General features: G+C 57.1%; 17 protein-coding genes. 11 read left to right on the top strand and 6 right to left on the bottom strand.

The features are described 5' to 3' along the window. Window positions 1–271 precede the first annotated feature (271 nt). Window positions 272–1,318: a protease SohB gene (gene sohB / locus FUU19_RS13400; protein ID WP_038877302.1), complete on the top strand. Its 1,047-nt coding sequence runs from the start codon at window positions 272–274 to the stop codon at window positions 1,316–1,318. Window positions 1,319–1,369: 51 nt separating this feature from the next. On the opposite strand, the gene FUU19_RS13395 is transcribed toward sohB, so the two are convergent. Continuing rightward, complete coding sequence (locus tag FUU19_RS13395) at window positions 1,370–1,621, bottom strand: YciN family protein (protein ID WP_063990040.1); 252 nt, start codon at window positions 1,619–1,621, stop codon at window positions 1,370–1,372. Window positions 1,622–2,048: 427 nt separating this feature from the next. On the opposite strand from FUU19_RS13395, the gene topA reads away from it, so the two are divergent. The 5 genes from topA to acnA all read left to right on the top strand — a co-directional run bounded on the left by topA (window position 2,049) and on the right by acnA (window position 11,934). Then, window positions 2,049–4,646, top strand: a complete 2,598-nt coding sequence (topA, locus tag FUU19_RS13390) for a type I DNA topoisomerase (RefSeq protein WP_141968496.1) — start codon at window positions 2,049–2,051, stop codon at window positions 4,644–4,646. A gap of 364 nt (window positions 4,647–5,010) precedes the next feature. Continuing rightward, window positions 5,011–5,985 (top strand): HTH-type transcriptional regulator CysB, encoded by a 975-nt coding sequence (gene cysB / locus FUU19_RS13385; protein WP_004930690.1) that lies wholly within the window; start codon window positions 5,011–5,013, stop codon window positions 5,983–5,985. A 333-nt stretch (window positions 5,986–6,318) separates the two neighbouring features. Beyond that, window positions 6,319–8,628, top strand: a complete 2,310-nt coding sequence (locus FUU19_RS13380; RefSeq protein WP_230490919.1) for a type VI secretion system Vgr family protein — start codon at window positions 6,319–6,321, stop codon at window positions 8,626–8,628. 17 nt (window positions 8,629–8,645) lie between these two features. After that, window positions 8,646–9,041, top strand: coding sequence for a hypothetical protein (locus tag FUU19_RS13375; protein WP_141968500.1), 396 nt, complete (start codon window positions 8,646–8,648; stop codon window positions 9,039–9,041). Between the two features lie 220 nt (window positions 9,042–9,261). Continuing rightward, window positions 9,262–11,934: an aconitate hydratase AcnA gene (acnA, locus tag FUU19_RS13370; RefSeq protein ID WP_230490920.1), complete on the top strand. Its 2,673-nt coding sequence runs from the start codon at window positions 9,262–9,264 to the stop codon at window positions 11,932–11,934. Window positions 11,935–11,990: 56 nt separating this feature from the next. Here acnA and ribA read toward each other — a convergent pair whose 3' ends face one another. Beyond that, complete coding sequence (gene ribA / locus FUU19_RS13365) at window positions 11,991–12,584, bottom strand: GTP cyclohydrolase II (RefSeq protein WP_141968504.1); 594 nt, start codon at window positions 12,582–12,584, stop codon at window positions 11,991–11,993. A gap of 279 nt (window positions 12,585–12,863) precedes the next feature. Here ribA and pgpB point away from each other — a divergent pair, with 279 nt between their 5' ends. The 3 genes from pgpB (at window position 12,864) to lapB (ending at window position 15,408) form a co-directional block, all read left to right on the top strand. Continuing rightward, complete coding sequence (gene pgpB / locus FUU19_RS13360; protein WP_141968506.1) at window positions 12,864–13,628, top strand: phosphatidylglycerophosphatase B; 765 nt, start codon at window positions 12,864–12,866, stop codon at window positions 13,626–13,628. A 298-nt stretch (window positions 13,629–13,926) separates the two neighbouring features. After that, a complete protein-coding gene (locus FUU19_RS13355) occupies window positions 13,927–14,229 on the top strand; it encodes a LapA family protein (RefSeq protein WP_004930650.1) in 303 nt (100 codons plus the stop codon). Window positions 14,230–14,235: 6 nt separating this feature from the next. Beyond that, a complete protein-coding gene (gene lapB / locus FUU19_RS13350; RefSeq protein WP_025303023.1) occupies window positions 14,236–15,408 on the top strand; it encodes a lipopolysaccharide assembly protein LapB in 1,173 nt (390 codons plus the stop codon). A 69-nt stretch (window positions 15,409–15,477) separates the two neighbouring features. On the opposite strand, the gene FUU19_RS13345 is transcribed toward lapB, so the two are convergent. Continuing rightward, entirely contained in the window at window positions 15,478–15,777 is a 300-nt protein-coding gene (locus FUU19_RS13345; protein ID WP_063918434.1) for an Arc family DNA-binding protein, read from the bottom strand. A 172-nt stretch (window positions 15,778–15,949) separates the two neighbouring features. Beyond that, window positions 15,950–16,210 carry a multiple stress resistance protein BhsA gene (bhsA, locus tag FUU19_RS13340; RefSeq protein ID WP_141968508.1) on the bottom strand — a complete coding sequence of 87 codons (261 nt, stop codon included), beginning with the start codon at window positions 16,208–16,210 and terminating at the stop codon, window positions 15,950–15,952. A 329-nt stretch (window positions 16,211–16,539) separates the two neighbouring features. Here bhsA and pyrF point away from each other — a divergent pair, with 329 nt between their 5' ends. Both pyrF and yciH read left to right on the top strand, forming a co-directional pair. Next, window positions 16,540–17,268 (top strand): orotidine-5'-phosphate decarboxylase, encoded by a 729-nt coding sequence (pyrF, locus tag FUU19_RS13335; RefSeq protein ID WP_230490921.1) that lies wholly within the window; start codon window positions 16,540–16,542, stop codon window positions 17,266–17,268. Window positions 17,269–17,278: 10 nt separating this feature from the next. Further along, entirely contained in the window at window positions 17,279–17,605 is a 327-nt protein-coding gene (gene yciH / locus FUU19_RS13330) for a stress response translation initiation inhibitor YciH (protein ID WP_060418537.1), read from the top strand. 190 nt (window positions 17,606–17,795) lie between these two features. On the opposite strand, the gene osmB is transcribed toward yciH, so the two are convergent. Beyond that, window positions 17,796–18,014, bottom strand: a complete 219-nt coding sequence (osmB, locus tag FUU19_RS13325; protein ID WP_004945176.1) for an osmotically-inducible lipoprotein OsmB — start codon at window positions 18,012–18,014, stop codon at window positions 17,796–17,798. Window positions 18,015–18,294: 280 nt separating this feature from the next. Beyond that, window positions 18,295–19,041 (bottom strand): DeoR family transcriptional regulator, encoded by a 747-nt coding sequence (locus FUU19_RS13320; protein WP_230507143.1) that lies wholly within the window; start codon window positions 19,039–19,041, stop codon window positions 18,295–18,297. Window positions 19,042–19,084: the final 43 nt, after the last annotated feature.

Genomic DNA, 19,084 nt, shown 5'->3' with positions numbered 1-19,084 from the left:
CGTCTGCGGGCCGCGCAGCGAATTCGTCTCATCGTATTGATGAATAATGGGTGTTATATGCCTTAATCCGTGGGCATTTTCAATGCGTAGCAGGCTGAAATGGCATTCTTTTGTAACAAAAGCACGGCGGTGGCGCCTTGGTTCGGCCTTGAATCGTCCCCATAGTGATGATCCGTGTGCAATGAATTTTCATTTAGCCGCGACAGCAGCCGCTGCGGTTGGCTAAAATGGAAAGAAGCATACTAACAACCTGTAAATAAAGGCGGAATCTGTGGAGTTTATATCTGTTTATGGCCTGTTTCTGGCCAAGGTCGCCACGGTGGTGCTCGCCATCGCCGCGTTGGCCATCCTGGCGGTCAGTTTGGGGCAACGCAAGAACCGCCAGAAAGGGGAGCTGCAGCTGACCGATCTCGGTGAACAGTATCGCGAGATGCAGCGTGATATGCGCCTGGCGCGTATGGATACCGCCGAGCAGAAGGTCTGGCTGAAACAGTTCAAAAAGCAGACCAAGGCCGACGACAAGCTGAAGAAGCAGCGCGCCAAGTCCGGCGCGGTGGAAGTGACTAAGCCGTGCCTGTATGTGCTGGACTTCAAGGGCAGCATGGACGCGCACGAAGTCACCTCGCTGCGCGAAGAGATCTCGGCGGTGCTGGCGGTAGCGTCGGCGCAGGATGAAGTTCTGCTGCGCCTGGAAAGCCCTGGCGGGGTGGTGCACGGCTACGGCCTAGCGGCCTCGCAGCTGGAGCGCCTGCGCAAAGGCGGCATTCGCCTGACGGTAGCGGTGGATAAAGTGGCGGCCAGCGGCGGCTACATGATGGCCTGCGTCGCGGATCGCATCGTGGCGGCGCCGTTCGCCATCATCGGCTCCATCGGCGTGGTGGCGCAGATCCCGAACTTCCACCGCCTGCTGAAAAAGAACGACATCGATGTGGAGCTGCACACCGCCGGGCAGTTCAAACGGACGCTGACGCTGTTTGGCGAAAACACCGAGCAGGGGCGCGAGAAGTTCCGCGAAGATCTGAACGAAACCCACGAGCTGTTCAAACGCTTCGTGCATGAGCAGCGCCCGTCGCTGGACATCGACAGCGTCGCCACCGGTGAACACTGGTTCGGTTCTCAGGCCAAAGAAAAGGGGCTTATCGACGCCATCGGCACCAGCGACGATTTGCTGATCGCCGAGCTGGATAACCACGAGGTGATCGCCGTGCGCTACACGCGCCGCAAACGCCTGATGGATCGCTTCACCGGCAGCGCGGCGGAAAGCGTCGATCGCTTGCTGCTGCGCTGGTGGCAGCGTGGTGAAAAGCCGCTGCTGTAACGGCGGTGATAGCGTGAATCAACGGGGGCCAGGTGCCCCCGTTTTCTTTTCTCAATCGACCAGGTGGTATTTTTCCGAAAGCAGATGGGCCAAATGTTTAAACATATTAAATACCGCGGTGGTTTTGGCGGTGGGCAATCCATCGGCATCCAAAAAGTATTCGCCGCGGAAAACTAAAACGCCGCTTTTTTGTTCAACGTCGGTGGCGATCATGCCGTGCAGATAATCTTCGTGTTGGCGGATGATGTTATTTGCTTCCGCCAGCAGGGCCTCGCGGCCGATAGGGGCAGTATTCGTGTGCATTTATTAGACTCCAAACTAAAAACTCTGCGCATATTCTAACGCCGGTTCGCTTTTATCCGCAAACCGACTAAGGTTTATTTGCCGTCTGGATGGCCATGGGCGGCCGCCGGTTGGCGAAATCGGTCTTTCCGTGCTAATTAGGTTGCGTGACGCTTTTTATCAGGTACAGTGTGGGATTTTGCGGCGTCGGGTGGAAGGTTTTGTTTACGCCATGAATAAAACTCACACAGCCATACTTCTGGGGCATGGGTGAATAGCAGGCAGGATCAACAACTTGCGTTCAGGTTGAGCAGTTGGGCAACCAAAAGAAAAAAATCTGTTGATCTCTTGCCAGACTGCCGCAATATAAAAAAAGAGACACGAATTGCCGCGGCACGGCGAGATAAAAGACTTCTTTTTAGAAGAAATAAATTAGGTAAAGGTAAATATGGGTAAAGCTCTCGTAATAGTTGAGTCCCCGGCAAAAGCCAAAACTATTAATAAATATTTAGGAAATGACTACGTGGTGAAGTCCAGCGTCGGTCATATCCGTGATTTGCCGACCAGTGGCTCAGCCAGCAAAAAGAGCGCTGACTCAACCGAAGACAAAGCCAAGAAAAAAGTTAAAAAAGATGAGAAGGCGGCGCTGGTAAATCGCATGGGCGTCGACCCTTACCACGGCTGGAAAGCACATTATGAAATCCTGCCGGGTAAAGAAAAAGTGGTCGCCGAGTTAAAATCGTTGGCGGAAAACGCCGACCACATTTATCTCGCAACCGACCTTGACCGCGAAGGGGAAGCCATCGCCTGGCACCTGCGGGAAGTGATCGGTGGGGATGACAAACGCTTTAGCCGCGTGGTGTTTAACGAAATCACCAAAAACGCAATCCAACAGGCGTTCAAACAGCCGGGCGAGCTGAACATTGATCGCGTTAACGCGCAGCAGGCTCGCCGGTTTATGGACCGCGTGGTGGGCTATATGGTCTCGCCGCTGCTGTGGAAAAAAATTGCCCGCGGCCTGTCCGCCGGCCGCGTACAGTCGGTGGCGGTGCGCCTGGTGGTTGAGCGCGAACGCGACATCAAGGCCTTCGTGCCGGAAGAGTACTGGGAGCTGCATGCCGATCTGCTGGCGAAGGGTGAAACCGCGCTGCAGATGGAAGTGACTCACGCGCACGACAAACCGTTCAAGCCGGTCAACCGCGAGCAGACTCACGCCGCGGTCAAGCTGTTGGAAAAAGCCCGCTACACGGTGCTGGATCGCGAAGATAAACCGACCAGCAGCAAGCCGGGCGCGCCTTTCATTACCTCCACGCTGCAACAGGCCGCCAGCACTCGTCTGAGCTTCGGCGTGAAGAAAACCATGATGATGGCGCAACGGCTGTATGAAGCCGGCCACATCACCTATATGCGTACCGACTCGACCAACCTGAGCCAGGATGCGCTCAACATGGTGCGTGGCTACATCGGTGACAACTTCGGCGACAAATACCTGCCGAAGGCGCCGAATCAGTACAGCAGCAAAGAGAATTCGCAGGAAGCGCACGAAGCGATCCGTCCTTCGGACGTGAACGTGCTCGCCGAGCAGTTGAAAGACATGGAAGCGGACGCGCAGAAGCTGTATCAGCTGATCTGGCGCCAGTTCGTTGCCTGCCAGATGACGCCGGCGCAATACGATTCCACCACGCTGACGGTGAAAGCCGGCGATTATCAGCTGCGCGCCAAGGGCCGTACGCTGCGCTTTGACGGCTGGACCAAGGTGATGCCGGCGCTGCGCAAGGGCGATGAAGATCGCACCCTGCCATACGTCGAAATCGGCAGCGATCTGGATCTGCAAAAACTGATCCCAAGCCAGCACTTCACCAAGCCGCCGGCGCGCTACAGCGAAGCCTCGCTGGTGAAAGAGTTGGAAAAACGCGGCATCGGCCGCCCGTCCACCTACGCCTCCATCATCTCGACCATTCAGGATCGCGGTTATGTGCGGGTGGAAAGCCGCCGCTTCTATGCCGAGAAAATGGGTGAGATCGTCACCGATCGCCTGGAAGAAAACTTCCGCGAGCTGATGAACTATGACTTCACCGCGCGCATGGAAGACGGTCTCGATGAGGTTGCCAACAACCAGGCCGAGTGGAAAGCGGTGCTGGACGAATTCTTCGTCGACTTCAGCGAGCAGTTGGAAACGGCGGAGAAGGATCCGGAAGAAGGCGGCATGCGCCCTAACCAGATGGTGATGACCAGCATCGACTGCCCGACCTGCGGCCGTAAGATGGGCATCCGTACCGCCAGCACCGGCGTGTTCCTCGGCTGTTCCGGCTATGCGCTGCCGCCGAAGGAGCGCTGCAAAACCACCATCAACCTGGTGCCGGAAGCGGAAGTGCTCAACATCCTCGAAGGCGACGACGCGGAAACCAACGCGCTGCGCGCCCGCCGCCGCTGCCAGAAATGCGGTACGGCGATGGACAGTTATCTGATCGACAACCAGCGTAAGCTGCATGTCTGCGGTAACAACCCGGCGTGTGACGGCTATGAGATCGAAGAGGGCGAGTTCCGCCTGAAAGGCTACGATGGCCCGGTGGTGGAGTGCGACAAGTGCGGCTCGGAAATGCACCTGAAAATGGGGCGCTTCGGCAAGTACATGGGCTGTACCAACGAGAACTGTAAAAACACCCGCAAGATCCTGCGCAACGGCGATGTCGCGCCGCCGAAGGAAGATCCGGTGCCGTTGCCGGAGCTGCCGTGTGAGAAGTCCGACGCCTATTTCGTGCTGCGTGACGGCGCTGCCGGCGTGTTCCTGGCGGCCAATACCTTCCCTAAATCGCGCGAAACCCGTGCGCCGCTGGTGGAAGAGCTGGCTCGCTTCAAGGATCGCTTGCCGGAGAAGCTGCGCTATCTGGCCGATGCGCCGGTGGCGGATGCCGAAGGCAATAAAACGCTGGTGCGTTTCAGCCGTAAAACCAAACAGCAGTACGTCTCTTCTGAAAAAGACGGCAAGGCGACCGGTTGGTCCGCGTTCTACGTGGACGGCAAGTGGGTCGAAGGCAAGAAGTAAGGCCGGGTTGTCCTGCCTGCAAGATGAAAAACCAGCCCTGGCGGCTGGTTTTTTTTATTGGTGAAAAGCGGCAAACGGATCTATCCTTTGCTGTTTTTATCCCTCCGTCACCGTCGTTTCACGTTGATACCAATGCAAAATAATCGTTATCATAGTGTGACGCGGATCTATACTTGAAGCTGCAACGTGGTATAGTGGTTATATAAAAAGTTTTTTTATTATTAAAGCTTATTAACAACGGCGTTTTCTTCACCATCAGGGTAGAACACGGTGTTTATGGCTTGTGAGTTTCAGCATACCGGGGCGACACCGATATACCTGGCTGCGGGTAAGCCGCAGTGTTTAACCTAGGATGGTATAAGATATGAAATTGCAGCAGCTTCGTTACATTGTGGAAGTGGTTAACCACAACCTGAATGTCTCCTCGACGGCAGAAGGGCTCTATACCTCGCAACCCGGCATCAGTAAACAGGTGCGCATGCTCGAAGATGAGCTGGGCATCCAGATTTTCGCCCGCAGCGGCAAACACCTGACCCAGGTCACCCCGGCCGGCCAGGAAATCATTCGCATCGCGCGTGAAGTGCTGTCCAAGGTGGACGCCATCAAGGCCGTCGCCGGTGAACACACCTATCCGGACAAAGGCTCACTGTACGTCGCCACCACGCATACCCAGGCTCGCTACGCCTTGCCCAACGTGATCAAAGGCTTCATCGAGCGTTACCCGCGCGTCTCGCTGCACATGCATCAGGGCTCGCCGACGCAGATCGCCGAAGCGGTCTCCAAAGGTACCGCCGATTTCGCCATCGCCACCGAAGCGCTGCACCTGTACGACGATCTCATCATGCTGCCGTGCTACCACTGGAACCGCGCGGTGGTGGTGAAGCCCGATCATCCTTTGGCGGGTAAAAGCAGCATCAGCATTGAAGAGCTGGCGGCTTACCCGATCGTCACTTACACCTTCGGCTTTACCGGGCGTTCGGAGTTGGATACCGCCTTCAACCGCGCCGGCCTGACGCCGCGCATCGTCTTTACCGCCACCGACGCCGACGTGATCAAAACTTACGTGCGTCTGGGATTGGGGGTTGGGGTGATCGCCAGCATGGCGGTGGATCCGGTTCAGGATCCGGATCTGGTGACGGTGGATGCGCGTGATATCTTCACCTACAGCACCACTAAGATCGGTTTCCGCCGCAGCACTTTCCTGCGTAGCTACATGTACGACTTCATTCAGCGCTTCGCGCCGCACCTGACGCGCGACGTGGTCGACAGCGCGGTGGCGCTGCGCTCCAACGAAGAAATTGAAGCGATGTTCAAGGACATCAAGCTGCCTATCAAATAGCCGCCAGCGTTGACGACATCAAACAACACCCGGACAGGCCTGCGCCTCTCCGGGTTTTTTATGAGCAAAACCCTGCGCCATAAAACACCCCATTCGCAAGCTGCGCTAATCCAATCCTAGTGGGGAGAATGCGTTATGGCGCTTTAACGTCAGGCCAACGCCCTCTGTCATTTTCGCTAAGTTTCTGAATCACGGCCATTCAACCTTGAAACAGCTTATGGCTCCCTTGTTAGGAATCATCTGAAAACAAAGTGTTTTTGTTCTGGCAAAGAGTTTTTTTTCTCTCGGAAGTTAAAGTAATGCTAACCAATTGCCAGCGGAGCCGCTTATCTCATGACCAGCCGTATCTCTGTTCAATTGCCCGTTGAGGGCCTGCTTTTTTGGAAGCTGGCGGGCCGTGAGGCCTTGTCCGAGCCGTTTGCGCTTACGCTGACCTTGCTGGGCCGGGATGCCCGCATTAATCGCAGCGAGCTGTTGGGGCAACCGGTCACGGTGAATTTACCGACGGGGCTGCTGTCAGCGGATCGCCATATCAATGGCAAAGTGACCCGCGTTGCCGTCAGTGCCGTCGAATTAAGTGGCACGCGTTATGCTGTGTATACGCTGACGGTGGAATCGGATCTATGGCCGATGAAGCGGGATCGCAATCTGCGCATCTTCCAGGGCCAGACGGTGCCGCAAACGGTGCATGCTTTGCTCAGCGAATATCAGGTGAACGTAGAGGATAAACTCACCGGTCGCTATCGGGTGTGGGATTACTGTGTTCAGTATCAGGAGAGCAGTCTCGATTTTATCAGCCGCCTCATGGAGCTGGAGGGTATCGTTTACCATTTTCGCCATGAGGCGGGCCGCCACACGCTGGTGCTGACGGATGCGGCAGGGCAGTATCAGCCGTTTAGCGGCTACGAGACGATTCCTTACCATCAGACTCCGTCTGGCGGCAGCACCCTCGAGCAGGGCATCGGCCAATGGGCACCGGAAGACAGCGTAACGCCGGGCATTTACGGTTTGGACGACTATGACTTTCGCAAACCGAACGCCTGGCTGTTCCAGGCTCGTCAAAACCCGGCCTCGCCGATGCCGGGCAGCATCGATGTCTACGATTGGCCGGGCCGCTATGTCGAACACGCCGATGGAGAGTTCTACGCGCGCGTGCGCCAGGAACGCTGGCAGGTGGAACATCAGCAGGTACACGGCACAGCAACGGCGATTGGAATAGCGCCGGGTTATACCTTTACCCTGATCAACGCCCCGTTTTTCAGCGATAACGGCGAATACCTGACGACGGCCGCCGATTATACGTTCTCCGAGAACCGCTACGCCAGCGGCGAAGAAGGAGAGACGGTTCATCGCATCGACTTTACGGTTATCCCGGCCGCTACCGTCTTTCGTCCGCTGACGGTGACGCCGTGGCCGCGCACCTATGGCCCGCAAACGGCCAAGGTGGTGGGGCCTGTCGGCGAGAATATCTGGACGGACAAATACGGCCGGATAAAAGTGAAGTTTCACTGGGATCGCCGCGCCAAAGGGGATGATACCAGTTCGTGCTGGGTGAGGGTCTCGAGTGCCTGGGCGGGGCAAGGGTTCGGTTCGGTACAGATACCGCGCGTCGGCGATGAAGTGGTGGTGGACTTTATCAATGGCGATCCGGATCGGCCGATTGTCACCGGGCGCGTCTACAATGAGGCGAGCATGCCGCCGTGGGTGTTGCCGGCGGCGGCTACGCAAATGGGCTTTATGACTCGCAGTAAGGACGGAAGCCGGGATAACGCCAGCTATCTGTTTTTCGAAGATAAGGTGGGCAGCGAGGCCGTGGAACTGCACTCCGAAAAGGATATGAAGGTTTCGGTGGAAAATGACCAGCAGGTCAATATTGACGGTAACCGGACGACAACTATCCTCAAGCAACAGCAAGACGAAGTGACGGGCAATGCCACCTTCCATTACAAGAGCCAGCGTACCACCACGGTGGATCACAAAGAAACCGGCTATTTTAATGGCGGTGTCGCTACGGAGATCAAGGCGGGGCGGACGTTCGACATTAAGGACGGCGGCGACAAGGTAACGATCAAAGGCGACCGCACCAGCGATATCGACGGGAATGAAAGCCACCATGTCACCGGCAAACTGACTGAGACCCTGGATAAAGGGCGGGACGTTACGATCGGCGCCGGCGGCCATAAAGAGGACATCACCGGGGGCGTTACCCGCGAGATCAAGGGCGGCGTCAACGAAACGATCAAAGACGGCGTTACCACCAATATCAATAGCGGCGACTGGACGCAAAACGTCAACGCGGGAACTATTACGATTTACAGCCCGCATCAGATCAAGATTGTCAGCGGCGAAAAAATCAGCCTTGAAGCGCCAGAGTCCGTGTTCAATCCCAAGCTGCACAGCCTGACCGTGACCGCCTTCAGCGAAAGCATTACCGGTAATAGCGTATCGGCATCGGCGATAGCCAGCAGCATCGTTGGCGTGTCCAACGGCCTGACGGGGCTATCAAATTCTTATAAGCTGAAAGAGTTTTCAAAGACGGCGTTCAAAACGGAAACGAACGGGGTGGTGGTGAATGTCGAGGTGACCAATATCAGCAACAGAACGCTGAATGTAACGAATAACTCGTTGTTTATAATTACATAAAATGGAGCAGCACACTTATGTCTCTGGCTGATATGTCGAAGTACTTCCTGTATGCGGGGATCGCCACCCCTGTCGTGATGGGCATTTTCTTTTACTGTATTTTTAAAAATAACGGCGGTAACTCGACCGAGACGTCTGCCGTTAAAAACTATCTCAACAAGGACAGCTGGCAAGGCGAAATTATCGCCTCGCACCTCGAATCCTGTCGGCAAACCAACACTCGATACGGCAATGACTTTTTCTTTGACGTTGATTTTTATCTCCCGGGCGACACCCGACTCCACACTGCCAAGGCCCTGGTTCAACCTGGCCAGATGCATTTACTGCGCAAAGGGATGGACATCAAAGTAAAGAAGGGCCGTAAGGATCAGCTGGCGGTTGTGGAGATGGATTTCCCCGCTGAGCCGTTGTAGAGCAAACCTTTCCCTGTTAAAGCGCCGCATCGTTGCGGCGTTTTTGTTGGCGCATGGCCTAACCCCTTGGCGGCGCTCGGACTTCTTTTCCGCTGATTGTTCCTGCCTATCGCTGTGATCAAATCGTGTTGTTATCAAAACGTTAACTTATCTTTGTGGTATCTTTAAACAAGACCTCACTGATTACCCTGTTTTAGTCACAATAAGAAATGGAGGAGCTATGTCGTCCGATCTTCGTGAAACAAGTCTGGATAAGCTGGTTGCGCTGAATAGCGAATATTACTATTACAGTCTGCCGCTGGCGGCAAAGCAGCTGGGTGCTATCGACCGGTTGCCGAAATCAATGAAAGTGCTGTTGGAAAACCTGCTGCGCCATGTGGATGGCGACACCGTGCAGGTTGACGACCTCAAGGCCATCGTCGCCTGGCTGCAAACCGGCCATGCTGACCGTGAGATCGCCTATCGTCCGGCGCGCGTGCTGATGCAGGATTTTACCGGCGTTCCGGCGGTGGTGGATCTGGCCGCGATGCGCGAAGCGGTACGGCGGCTGGGCGGAAACGTCGACCAGGTGAATCCGCTGTCGCCGGTGGATCTGGTGATTGACCACTCGGTTACCGTCGATGAATTTGGCGACGATAACGCCTTTGAAGACAACGTGCGTATCGAAATGCAGCGCAACCACGAGCGCTACACCTTCCTGCGCTGGGGGCAGAAAGCCTTCAACCGCTTCCGCGTGGTGCCGCCGGGCACCGGCATCTGTCACCAGGTCAACCTTGAATACCTTGGCCAAACGGTCTGGCACAGCGACGAAAGCGGCCGCCGCGTGGCTTATCCCGATACGCTGGTGGGCACCGATTCCCACACCACCATGATCAACGGCCTGGGTATCCTCGGCTGGGGCGTCGGCGGCATCGAAGCGGAAGCGGCGATGCTGGGCCAGCCGGTATCGATGCTGATCCCGGACGTGGTCGGCTTCAAGCTGACCGGCAAGCTCCGCGAGGGCATTACCGCCACCGACCTGGTGTTGACCGTGACCCAAATGCTGCGCAAGCACGGCGTGGTCGGCAAGTTCGTCGAGTTTTATGGCGACGGGCTGGCCGATCTGCCGTTGGCGGACCGGGCAACCATCGCCAACATGTCGCCGGAGTTCGGCGCCACCTGCGGTTTCTTCCCGGTGGATGACGTTACGCTCGGCTATATGAAGCTCAGCGGCCGCAGCGCCGAACAAATCGCGCTGGTGGAAGCCTACGCCAAAGCGCAGGGCATGTGGCGCAACCCGGGTGATGAACCGGTCTTCACCAGCTCGCTGGCGCTGGACATGTCAACCGTGGAAGCCAGCCTCGCCGGGCCAAAGCGCCCGCAGGATCGCGTTGCGCTGCCGAATGTGCCGCAGGCGTTCAAGGCCGCCACCGAGCTGGATATCGGGGGACACAAGGCCAATACCGACAGCAAAACCTTTACGCTGGATGGGCAACAGCACGAACTGCGAGACGGTGCGGTGGTGATCGCGGCGATCACCTCCTGCACCAACACCTCCAACCCGAGCGTAATGATGGCGGCCGGCCTGCTGGCGAAAAACGCCGTCAAGAAAGGGCTGCGCAGCAAACCCTGGGTAAAAACCTCGCTGGCGCCGGGATCCAAAGTGGTGACCGACTACTTCGACAGTGCCAAACTCACCGCCTACCTGGAAGAGCTGGGGTTCAACCTGGTGGGGTATGGCTGTACCACCTGCATCGGTAACTCGGGTCCGTTACCTGATCCGATCGAGCAGGCGATCAAAGAAGGCGATCTGACCGTGGGGGCGGTGCTCTCGGGCAACCGTAACTTTGAAGGGCGCATCCACCCGCTGGTGAAAACCAACTGGCTGGCCTCGCCGCCGCTGGTGGTGGCTTATGCGCTGGCGGGCAGCATGAAGATTGACCTGACCAAAGAGCCGCTGGGCGAGGGCAATGACGGTCAGCCGGTCTACCTGAAGGATATCTGGCCGAGCAGCCAGGACATCGCTCAGGCGGTGGACGAAGTGCGCACCGAGATGTTCCACAAGGAATACGGCGAAGTGTTCGACGGCGACGCCAACTGGCAGGCGATCCAGGTGGCCGGTTCGGCGACCTATCAGTGGCAGGAGGATTCTACCTATATCCGCCATCCGCCGTTCTTCAGCACCATGAAGGTGAAACCGGACCCGGTGCAGGACATCAAAGACGCGCGTATTCTGGCGATTTTGGCCGACTCGGTGACCACCGATCACATCTCGCCGGCGGGTAACATCAAGCGCGACAGCCCGGCGGGGCGTTACCTGAGCGAGCATGGCGTAGCGCCGCAGGATTTCAACTCCTACGGTTCACGCCGTGGCAACCACGAAGTGATGATGCGCGGTACCTTCGCCAATATCCGCATCCGCAACGAAATGGTACCGGGCGTGGAGGGGGGCTATACCCGCCATATTCCGTCGCAGCAGCAGCTGTCTATCTACGATGCCGCCATGCAGTATCAGCAGGAGAAGGTGCCGCTGGCGGTGATCGCCGGCAAAGAGTACGGCTCCGGCTCCAGCCGCGACTGGGCGGCGAAGGGGCCGCGCCTGCTGGGCGTGCGGGTGGTGATTGCCGAATCCTTCGAGCGTATTCACCGCTCCAACCTGATCGGCATGGGGATTTTGCCGCTGGAGTTCCCGCAAGGGGTGACGCGCAAAACCCTGGGGCTGACCGGGGATGAGCAGATTAGCGTCGGCGGCCTGCAGCAGCTGCAGCCGGGCCAAACGGTGCCGGTGCATATCACCTATGCCGACGGGCGCAAGGACGTGATCAACACCCGTTGCCGCATCGATACCGGCAATGAGCTGACCTACTACGAAAACGACGGCATCCTGCACTATGTGATCAGGAAAATGCTGTAATTAGGCAATAAAAAGGGCGCCGTAAGGCGCCCTGATTGTTTCCGCCGCGGCGGCGATCATTTCTGATCGAGCAAATGGCCCATTTTGGCGGCCTTGGTCGCCAGATAGTGTTCGTTCTTCGGGTTGCGGCCGACGATCAGCGGCACGCGCTCGCTGATGTTGATGCCGGCTTCGGTCAGGATCTCGACCTTTTTCGGGTTGTTGGTCAGCAAACGCACCGCGTCGACGCCCAGCAGTTTGAACATGTCGGCGCACAGGGTGAAGTCGCGCTCATCGGCGGCAAAGCCGAGCTGGTGGTTGGCTTCCACGGTGTCTGCGCCCTTATCCTGCAGGGCATAGGCGCGGATCTTGTTCAACAGGCCGATATTGCGGCCCTCCTGGCGATGATAAAGCAGGATGCCACGGCCTTCTTCGGCAATCTGCTCCAGCGCGGCTTCCAGTTGAAAACCGCAGTCGCAGCGCAGGCTGAACAGGGCATCGCCGGTCAGACATTCGGAATGCACGCGTGCGAGCACCGGCGTTTCGCCGGAAATATCACCGAATACCAGCGCCAGATGGTCATGCCCGGTCGCCAGTTCTTCGAATCCTACCATCAGGAAATCGCCCCAAGGTGTCGGCAGTTTAGCCTCTGCCACCCGTTTAAGCTGCATGTCATTCTCCACAAAAAACTACGATTCAATCATTGTCGCGCATCCTAAGTCCGGTTCGGTAAATTGACCAAGACTAAAACGTGCTACGCCGATCTCTATTTCGTTAATTATCGTCTATTTTGCCACAACTTCTTGCCGGGCGGTGCTCAGCAAACCAGCAGATGGCGTTTTCTGGCCACCTATTACTGCGATAGGTTGCCTATCTGTTTAATTTTTCGCGTGTTATCAATATTGCACTCTTGTTACACTGCTGCCTGATTCACGCAGAGGAAGAATAGAATGTATGAGATAGCAAAACGCACGGCGGGCGGCGCGCTGTTGTTGCTGTTGATGCCGCTGGTAGTATGGGCATCCGGCTGGCACTGGCAGCCCGGCGGCAACGAGCCGCTGCTCAAAGCGCTGTACTGGGTGACCGAAACCGTGACCTCGCCGTGGGGCATTCTGACCAGCGCTATCCTTTGCGGTTGGTTTTTGTGGTGCCTGCGCTTTCGGTTGAAGGCAGCCATCGGCCTGGCCATTCTGCTTGCCGCCGCGTTGGTGATTGGGCAGGGGGTCAAGTCCTTAATCAAGGATCGGGTGCAAGAACCGCGACCGTTTGTGGTATGGCTGGAGCAAACCCACGGCGTGGACGGTAAATACTTCTATTCGCTGCATCGCAAAGAGCGCAGCGCGCTGGTGCGCGAGCAATTGCAGGATCAGACGGTGGTGCCGAACTGGCTGCGCAAGCACTGGCAGTTTGAAACCGGTTTCGCTTTCCCGTCGGGGCACACGATGTTCGCCGCTACCTGGGCGCTGTTGGGCGTAGGGCTGCTGTGGCCGCGCCGCCATTATAAAACCGTCGCGCTGCTGATGGTGTGGGCGACCGGCGTGATGGGCAGCCGCCTGCTGTTGGGCATGCACTGGCCGCGCGATCTGGCGATGGCTACGCTGATCAGCTGGCTGCTGGTGGTGGTCACCTGCTGGTTGGCGCAGCGCTGGTTCGGCCCGCTGACGCCGCCGCCGCAAGAGCAGCAGGAAATCGCGGCGCGCAAGCCTGAGAAATGAGTGTTATGTGACCATGTCACACACACGGCGGCGTCGGATCGGCGCCGCATTAACCGCTTACATTTTCCCGCCATTGCAATCCGCCCGGTTGCCCCCATATCCTTATAAATTCGACGTTTTGAGAAGCTTTCTCATCAATTTGTTCGCTAAGACCGTTTACTGCCGAATATGCCAGCAGATATGTGGTTTTATCGTGCCGCAGGGTTTCCCTGCCGCAGCGGGAAATGCTAACTTAAGGGTTAGGGACGCCACGTTTTGGCATCGTTCATCCGATTCACTCGGCATCGCGGGAAAGAATGTGAAATATTTGCTGATTTTTTTGTTGGTTCTGGTGATCTTCGTGATTTCCGTCACCTTGGGTGCGCATAACGATCAGGTGGTCAATTTTAACTATCTGGTTGCGCAGGGCGATTATCGCGTATCGACCCTGTTGGCCACGCTGTTTGGCGCCGGTTTCGTGCTCGGCTGGATCATTTGCGGTCTGTTCTACCTGCGTACCCGTATTGCGCTGGGCCGCGCCGAGCGCAAGATCAAAAGGCTGGAGCTGCAGCTTGAGCAGCCCGCTGAACCGGCGGCTCAGCCCGTTGTCAGCAAGGAATAATCCTCTATGTTAGAACTGCTGTTTCTGTTGCTGCCCGTGGCTGCCGCGTACGGTTGGTACATGGGGCGCAGAAGCGCTCAGCAGGATAAACAGCAAGAAGCCAACCGCCTGTCGCGTGAATACGTGGCAGGGGTGAACTTTCTGCTTTCCAACCAGCAGGACAAGGCGGTCGATCTGTTCCTCGATATGTTGAAAGAGGACAGCAACACCGTTGAAGCCCACCTGACGCTGGGTAACCTGTTCCGCTCGCGCGGCGAAGTCGACCGCGCCATCCGCATCCATCAGGCCTTGATGGAAAGCGCCTCACTGACCTTTGAACAGCGCCTGCTGGCGGTACAGCAGCTGGGCCGCGACTATATGGCGGCCGGGCTGTACGATCGCGCGGAAGACATGTTCAGCCAGTTGACTGACGAAGCGGATTTCCGCGTATCGGCGCTGCAGCAGTTGCTGGTGATCCATCAGGCCACCAGCGATTGGCAAAAAGCCATCGACGTGGCGGAAAAATTGGTCAAGCTGGGCAAAGAGAAACAACGCGTCGAGATCGCACACTTTTACTGTGAGCTGGCATTGCAGGCGATGGGCAGCGACGATCTCGATCGGGCGATGAGCCTGCTCAAGCGGGCGGATGCAGCCGATAAACAGTGTGCGCGCGTGTCTATCATGTTCGGGCGCATCTACATGGCGCAAAACGACTATGCTAAAGCGGCCGAGTCGCTGCAACGGGTGCTGAGTCAGGATAAAGAGTTGGTCAGCGAAACGCTGCCGATGCTGCAGGAATGCTACACGCATCTGCCGGAACAACAGCACAACTGGGCTGAATTCCTGAAGCGCTGCGTGGAAGAGAACACCGGTGCCACCGCCGATCTGATGCTGGCCGAGATCATCGAGCAGCACGAAGGGCGCGACGTGGTGCAGGTTTATATCAACCGCCAGCTGCAACGCCATCCGACCATGCGGGTGTTTTACCGGCTGATGGATTATCACCTGGCGGACGCCGAAGACGGCCGAGCGAAAGAGAGTCTGCTGCTGTTGCGCGATATGGTCGGCGAGCAAATTCGCACCAAGCCGCGTTACCGCTGCCACAAATGCGGCTTCACCGCCCACTCGCTCTATTGGCATTGTCCGTCGTGCCGCGCCTGGTCATCGGTTAAACCGATCCGCGGCCTGGACGGGCAATAACGCGGCGGCGCGACAAAACAAAACGGGGCGATTTATCGCCCCGTTTTTTTATGTTCGTCTGTTCGTCGTTTACTTTTTCTTGCCGCCTTTGGCGCCGGTTTTCAACAGCTGGCGGAGTTTTTTCAGCTCTTTCTGGCTCAGCGGCTGTTCTATTTCTTCTTCGGTGCTTTGGTTGTCTATCTCGCCGTGGTGCAGCTCATCCGCCTTTTTGGTCGGTTTTTCTGCCTTGGCGGCGGGCGCGCTGAAGCTGCTTTCCAGGCGCTGGCATACTTCCACGCTCAGCGAAAATTCGTTTTCAGCGGCGGCGGCGCGGATTTTTTCCTTGAGTTCCAGAGGAATTTTAATGGTAAGTGTCGATATCTCGCTCATTTTGAAAGCCTTTCTGCAGGAAGATGCCTTCAAGCTAAGCCACTGGCGATCGGGTGTCTAGTGTGTAATAAAAATTTAATATTTATGTAACAAATGAGAGCGGGGCAAACGCGGGTTTTTTAGGCGAGAAACAGAGGCAGGGCCCGAGTGAGCGGGCCCTGTACCGGAAACATTATTTGTAGATGATCGCGGTGCCGCTCAGCATGTTGTTACCACCGGCGGAGATGATGCGGTAGCTGCTGGCGCCCTGGGCATCCGCTTTAGCGGCCAGCTTTTTCTCCAGGCTGCTGAGGGTGGTCGCGTGGCCTGCGGAAACGACGCCGGTGGCAGTCAGGCTATCGGCCTGCTGGCTGCTGATCGGTTCAGCCGCGAAGGTGGCGAAAGAGGTCAGTGCGATAGCGGCAGCGGCCGCAAAATATTTGATGGTTTTCATAGGTGACTCCAGTCTGTTTATTAAGGAAGGAAGCCGTTCGCTTCCGATGTGGTGAATAATAAAGCATCTGTACCAATTGAAAATCTGATAATGCTGAGTAAGTCATTCAAAATATCTGATTAACAATTTACGCATCTTTACGGCGTTTTACGCTGCGTGGTTTATTGCTGACGCGCTTTCGTTGACGCGCCATGACAAAGGTGAGAAGTAACATGACAGAGCGCCGGTGCGCGCTGCGGCTGGGATTTCTGGCCCCCGGCATGTAGAATGCGGCGGTCAGTTTCGCGGGTGAGTCCCTGATTATGTCTATTTTAGAGAAGGTAGAAGAAATGAAGTCTGAAAATAACACTAATAACAATGACTTAAAATCATCTCCAATCGTTGTGGCGTTAGATTACGCCGATAAGAACGCTGCGCTGGCGTTCGCCGACCGTATCGATCCGCAAGACTGCCGGCTGAAAGTGGGCAAAGAAATGTTCACGCTGTTTGGGCCGCAGCTGGTGCGCGATCTGCATGGGCGTGGCTTCGACGTGTTTCTCGACCTGAAATTCCACGATATACCCAATACCACCGCGCATGCGGTCGCGGCGGCGGCTGAGCTGGGTGTTTGGATGGTCAACGTCCATGCCAGCGGCGGTGCGCGCATGATGACCGCCGCTAAAGAAGCGTTGGCGCCATTCGGGGCGGATGCGCCGCTGCTGATTGCCGTGACGGTGCTCACCAGCATGGAAGCGGAAGACCTGCGCGGCATCGGCATCGAGGCCAGCCCGGCGGAGCACGCCGAGCGCCTGGCACGCCTGACCCGCGACTGTGGGCTGGACGGCGTGGTGTGTTCGGCACACGAAGCGCAGCGGCTGAAGGCGGCCTGCGGGCAGGCTTTCCAACTGGTTACACCGGGGATCCGCCCTGAGGGCAGCGCGGCGGGCGACCAGCGCCGTATCATGACGCCGGTGCAGGCGCAGGCCGCCGGCGTGGACTACATGGTGATTGGGCGTCCGATCACCCAATCTGCCGATCCGGCCGCGACGCTGCGCGCGATCCGCGCCTCTTTGGCCTGAGGAACCGCCGATGAATGACGATAACAGCCGCCTGGTGTATTCCACGGACACCGGCCGCATCAAGCAGGAAGAGGTTAAGCCGCAACGCGCCAAGGGCGACGGCATCGTGCGCATCCAGCGTCAAACCAGCGGCCGCAAGGGGAAGGGCGTGTGCCTGATTGCCGGCGTCGATCTGGATGACGCTGCGCTCGACAAACTGGCGGCCGAGCTGAAAAAGAAATGCGGCTGCGGCGGTTCGGTGAAAGACGGGATCATCGAGATCCAGGGCGATAAACGCGATCTGCTCAAGCAGCTGCTGGAAGCCAAAGGCATGAAGGTCAAATTGGCGGGCGGTTGAGGTGAATCGCCATGCCGCGGTGCAATGCCGTGGCATGGCTTGAGGTTGTTGCTGCCGGGGGTTAGCCCGTTAACGGTAAAAGAACTCTAGACGTAAAGTAAAGCAGACCTGAAATCATCGTTATTTTGGTTAATGCGTCAAAGCGCCGAGGCGCTTTTGCCAGCCTGTCGGCCGAGGACTCTCGGTCAGGTTATTTGCCAACCTGGTGACCGATGATGCCCCCCACCGCAGCCCCGCCCAACGTGCCCAACGCGCTGCCGTCTGTCAGTACGGCGCCGCCGACTGCACCGGCGCCGGCGCCGATAGCGGTGTTACGATCGCGCTTGGACATGTTGGAACAGGCGCTGAGTGAAAACGCCAAAGTCAGTGCCAGAGCGGCGGTAGCGAAACGTTTATTGATAATCATCATAATGACTTCTCCTTAGCATTGGCTATATGGAAGTGCCCTATAAGTATAGGCGTTAACCATCAATCAGGCCTGCTGTTGATTCCCGTACAGTATCGATATAAAAAATGGCATTTTTTGTTAATGACCGAATAATTAGCAGGTTACGGCCCAAAAGTTACCGAAAATGAGTATAGGTTTCTCGGAAAGGATAAACAGGTAAATAGTCTTAAAATCCCGCTGCACAGGGGGAACGGTGCGCGGTGTGGCCCGCGCACCGCGGTGGGTGCGGTGGCGGCCCGCGTTAGTCGTTGACCAACTCCACCTGTACGCCCTGGCGTTTCAACTGATGCTGATACTCCAGTGCCAAACGCGAATCGGTGATCACCCGGCTGATCTGGCCCGGCTGCGCCAGCGGGTTGGGCTGGATCTGGCCGAATTTGCAGGAGTCCGTCAGCACGATATTCTCCACGCCCTTGGCCAGCACCGCGCTGACCACGTCGGCGCGCATCATGTCGCGGCCGGTAAAGCCGGTTTCGGCCTGAAAGCCGTCAATGCCGATAAACGCCTTGTTGAAATGCACCTGCTGAATGCACAGCCGCGTGAGCGGGCCGACTACGGTCTCGCTTTTCTTCTGGTACATGCCGCCCAGCACAATCACGTCGCAGTCGGTTTCTTTCAGCAGGTTGGCGATGTAGTGGCTGACGGTGATCAGCGTAATGCGCTTGCGTTCGGCGATGTAGCGGGCCAGCAGGGCGTTGGCGCTGCCGCTCTCGATAAAGATCGTCTCGCCGTCATTGACCTGCGCGGCGGCGTACTGCGCCAACCGTTGCTTGAGGGTGAAATTGGACATCATGCGAGCGTCGACGTCGTCGCTCTCCAGCGCCACGGCGGAGCCATGTACCCGCTTCAGATAACTGCGCTTTTCCAGCAGGTTGAGATCCTGCCGGATAGTGACTTCCGAAACGCCCGAGGCGCGCGCTAGCTCATTGACGCTGATCCGCCGGCGATCGTTAACCAACTGCAATATGGTCTGTTGTCGTAAATTCATATCGGCCTGATGATGCGGCCGCCAAGGCGCGGCCGCTAAGAGT

The organism is Serratia montpellierensis (genome assembly GCF_020858655.1).
Classification (GTDB): Bacteria; Pseudomonadota; Gammaproteobacteria; order Enterobacterales; family Enterobacteriaceae; genus Serratia; species Serratia montpellierensis.
The sequence above is the reverse complement of the archived record's forward strand: the minus strand, read 5'-3'. Positions and strand labels throughout refer to the sequence as shown.

What these genes read in the sequence shown, in the direction of transcription:
- FUU19_RS13395 (WP_063990040.1), bottom strand. Translation starts at nt 1,621, where the DNA reads ATGCACACGAATACTGCCCCTATCGGCCGCGAGGCCCTGCTGGCGGAA.
- topA (WP_141968496.1), top strand. Translation starts at nt 2,049, where the DNA reads ATGGGTAAAGCTCTCGTAATAGTTGAGTCCCCGGCAAAAGCCAAAACT.
- cysB (WP_004930690.1), top strand. Translation starts at nt 5,011, where the DNA reads ATGAAATTGCAGCAGCTTCGTTACATTGTGGAAGTGGTTAACCACAAC.
- FUU19_RS13380 (WP_230490919.1), top strand. Translation starts at nt 6,319, where the DNA reads ATGACCAGCCGTATCTCTGTTCAATTGCCCGTTGAGGGCCTGCTTTTT.
- FUU19_RS13375 (WP_141968500.1), top strand. Translation starts at nt 8,646, where the DNA reads ATGTCTCTGGCTGATATGTCGAAGTACTTCCTGTATGCGGGGATCGCC.
- acnA (WP_230490920.1), top strand. Translation starts at nt 9,262, where the DNA reads ATGTCGTCCGATCTTCGTGAAACAAGTCTGGATAAGCTGGTTGCGCTG.
- ribA (WP_141968504.1), bottom strand. Translation starts at nt 12,584, where the DNA reads ATGCAGCTTAAACGGGTGGCAGAGGCTAAACTGCCGACACCTTGGGGC.
- pgpB (WP_141968506.1), top strand. Translation starts at nt 12,864, where the DNA reads ATGTATGAGATAGCAAAACGCACGGCGGGCGGCGCGCTGTTGTTGCTG.
- lapB (WP_025303023.1), top strand. Translation starts at nt 14,236, where the DNA reads ATGTTAGAACTGCTGTTTCTGTTGCTGCCCGTGGCTGCCGCGTACGGT.
- FUU19_RS13345 (WP_063918434.1), bottom strand. Translation starts at nt 15,777, where the DNA reads ATGAGCGAGATATCGACACTTACCATTAAAATTCCTCTGGAACTCAAG.
- bhsA (WP_141968508.1), bottom strand. Translation starts at nt 16,210, where the DNA reads ATGAAAACCATCAAATATTTTGCGGCCGCTGCCGCTATCGCACTGACC.
- pyrF (WP_230490921.1), top strand. Translation starts at nt 16,540, where the DNA reads ATGAAGTCTGAAAATAACACTAATAACAATGACTTAAAATCATCTCCA.
- yciH (WP_060418537.1), top strand. Translation starts at nt 17,279, where the DNA reads ATGAATGACGATAACAGCCGCCTGGTGTATTCCACGGACACCGGCCGC.
- osmB (WP_004945176.1), bottom strand. Translation starts at nt 18,014, where the DNA reads ATGATGATTATCAATAAACGTTTCGCTACCGCCGCTCTGGCACTGACT.
- FUU19_RS13320 (WP_230507143.1), bottom strand. Translation starts at nt 19,041, where the DNA reads ATGAATTTACGACAACAGACCATATTGCAGTTGGTTAACGATCGCCGG.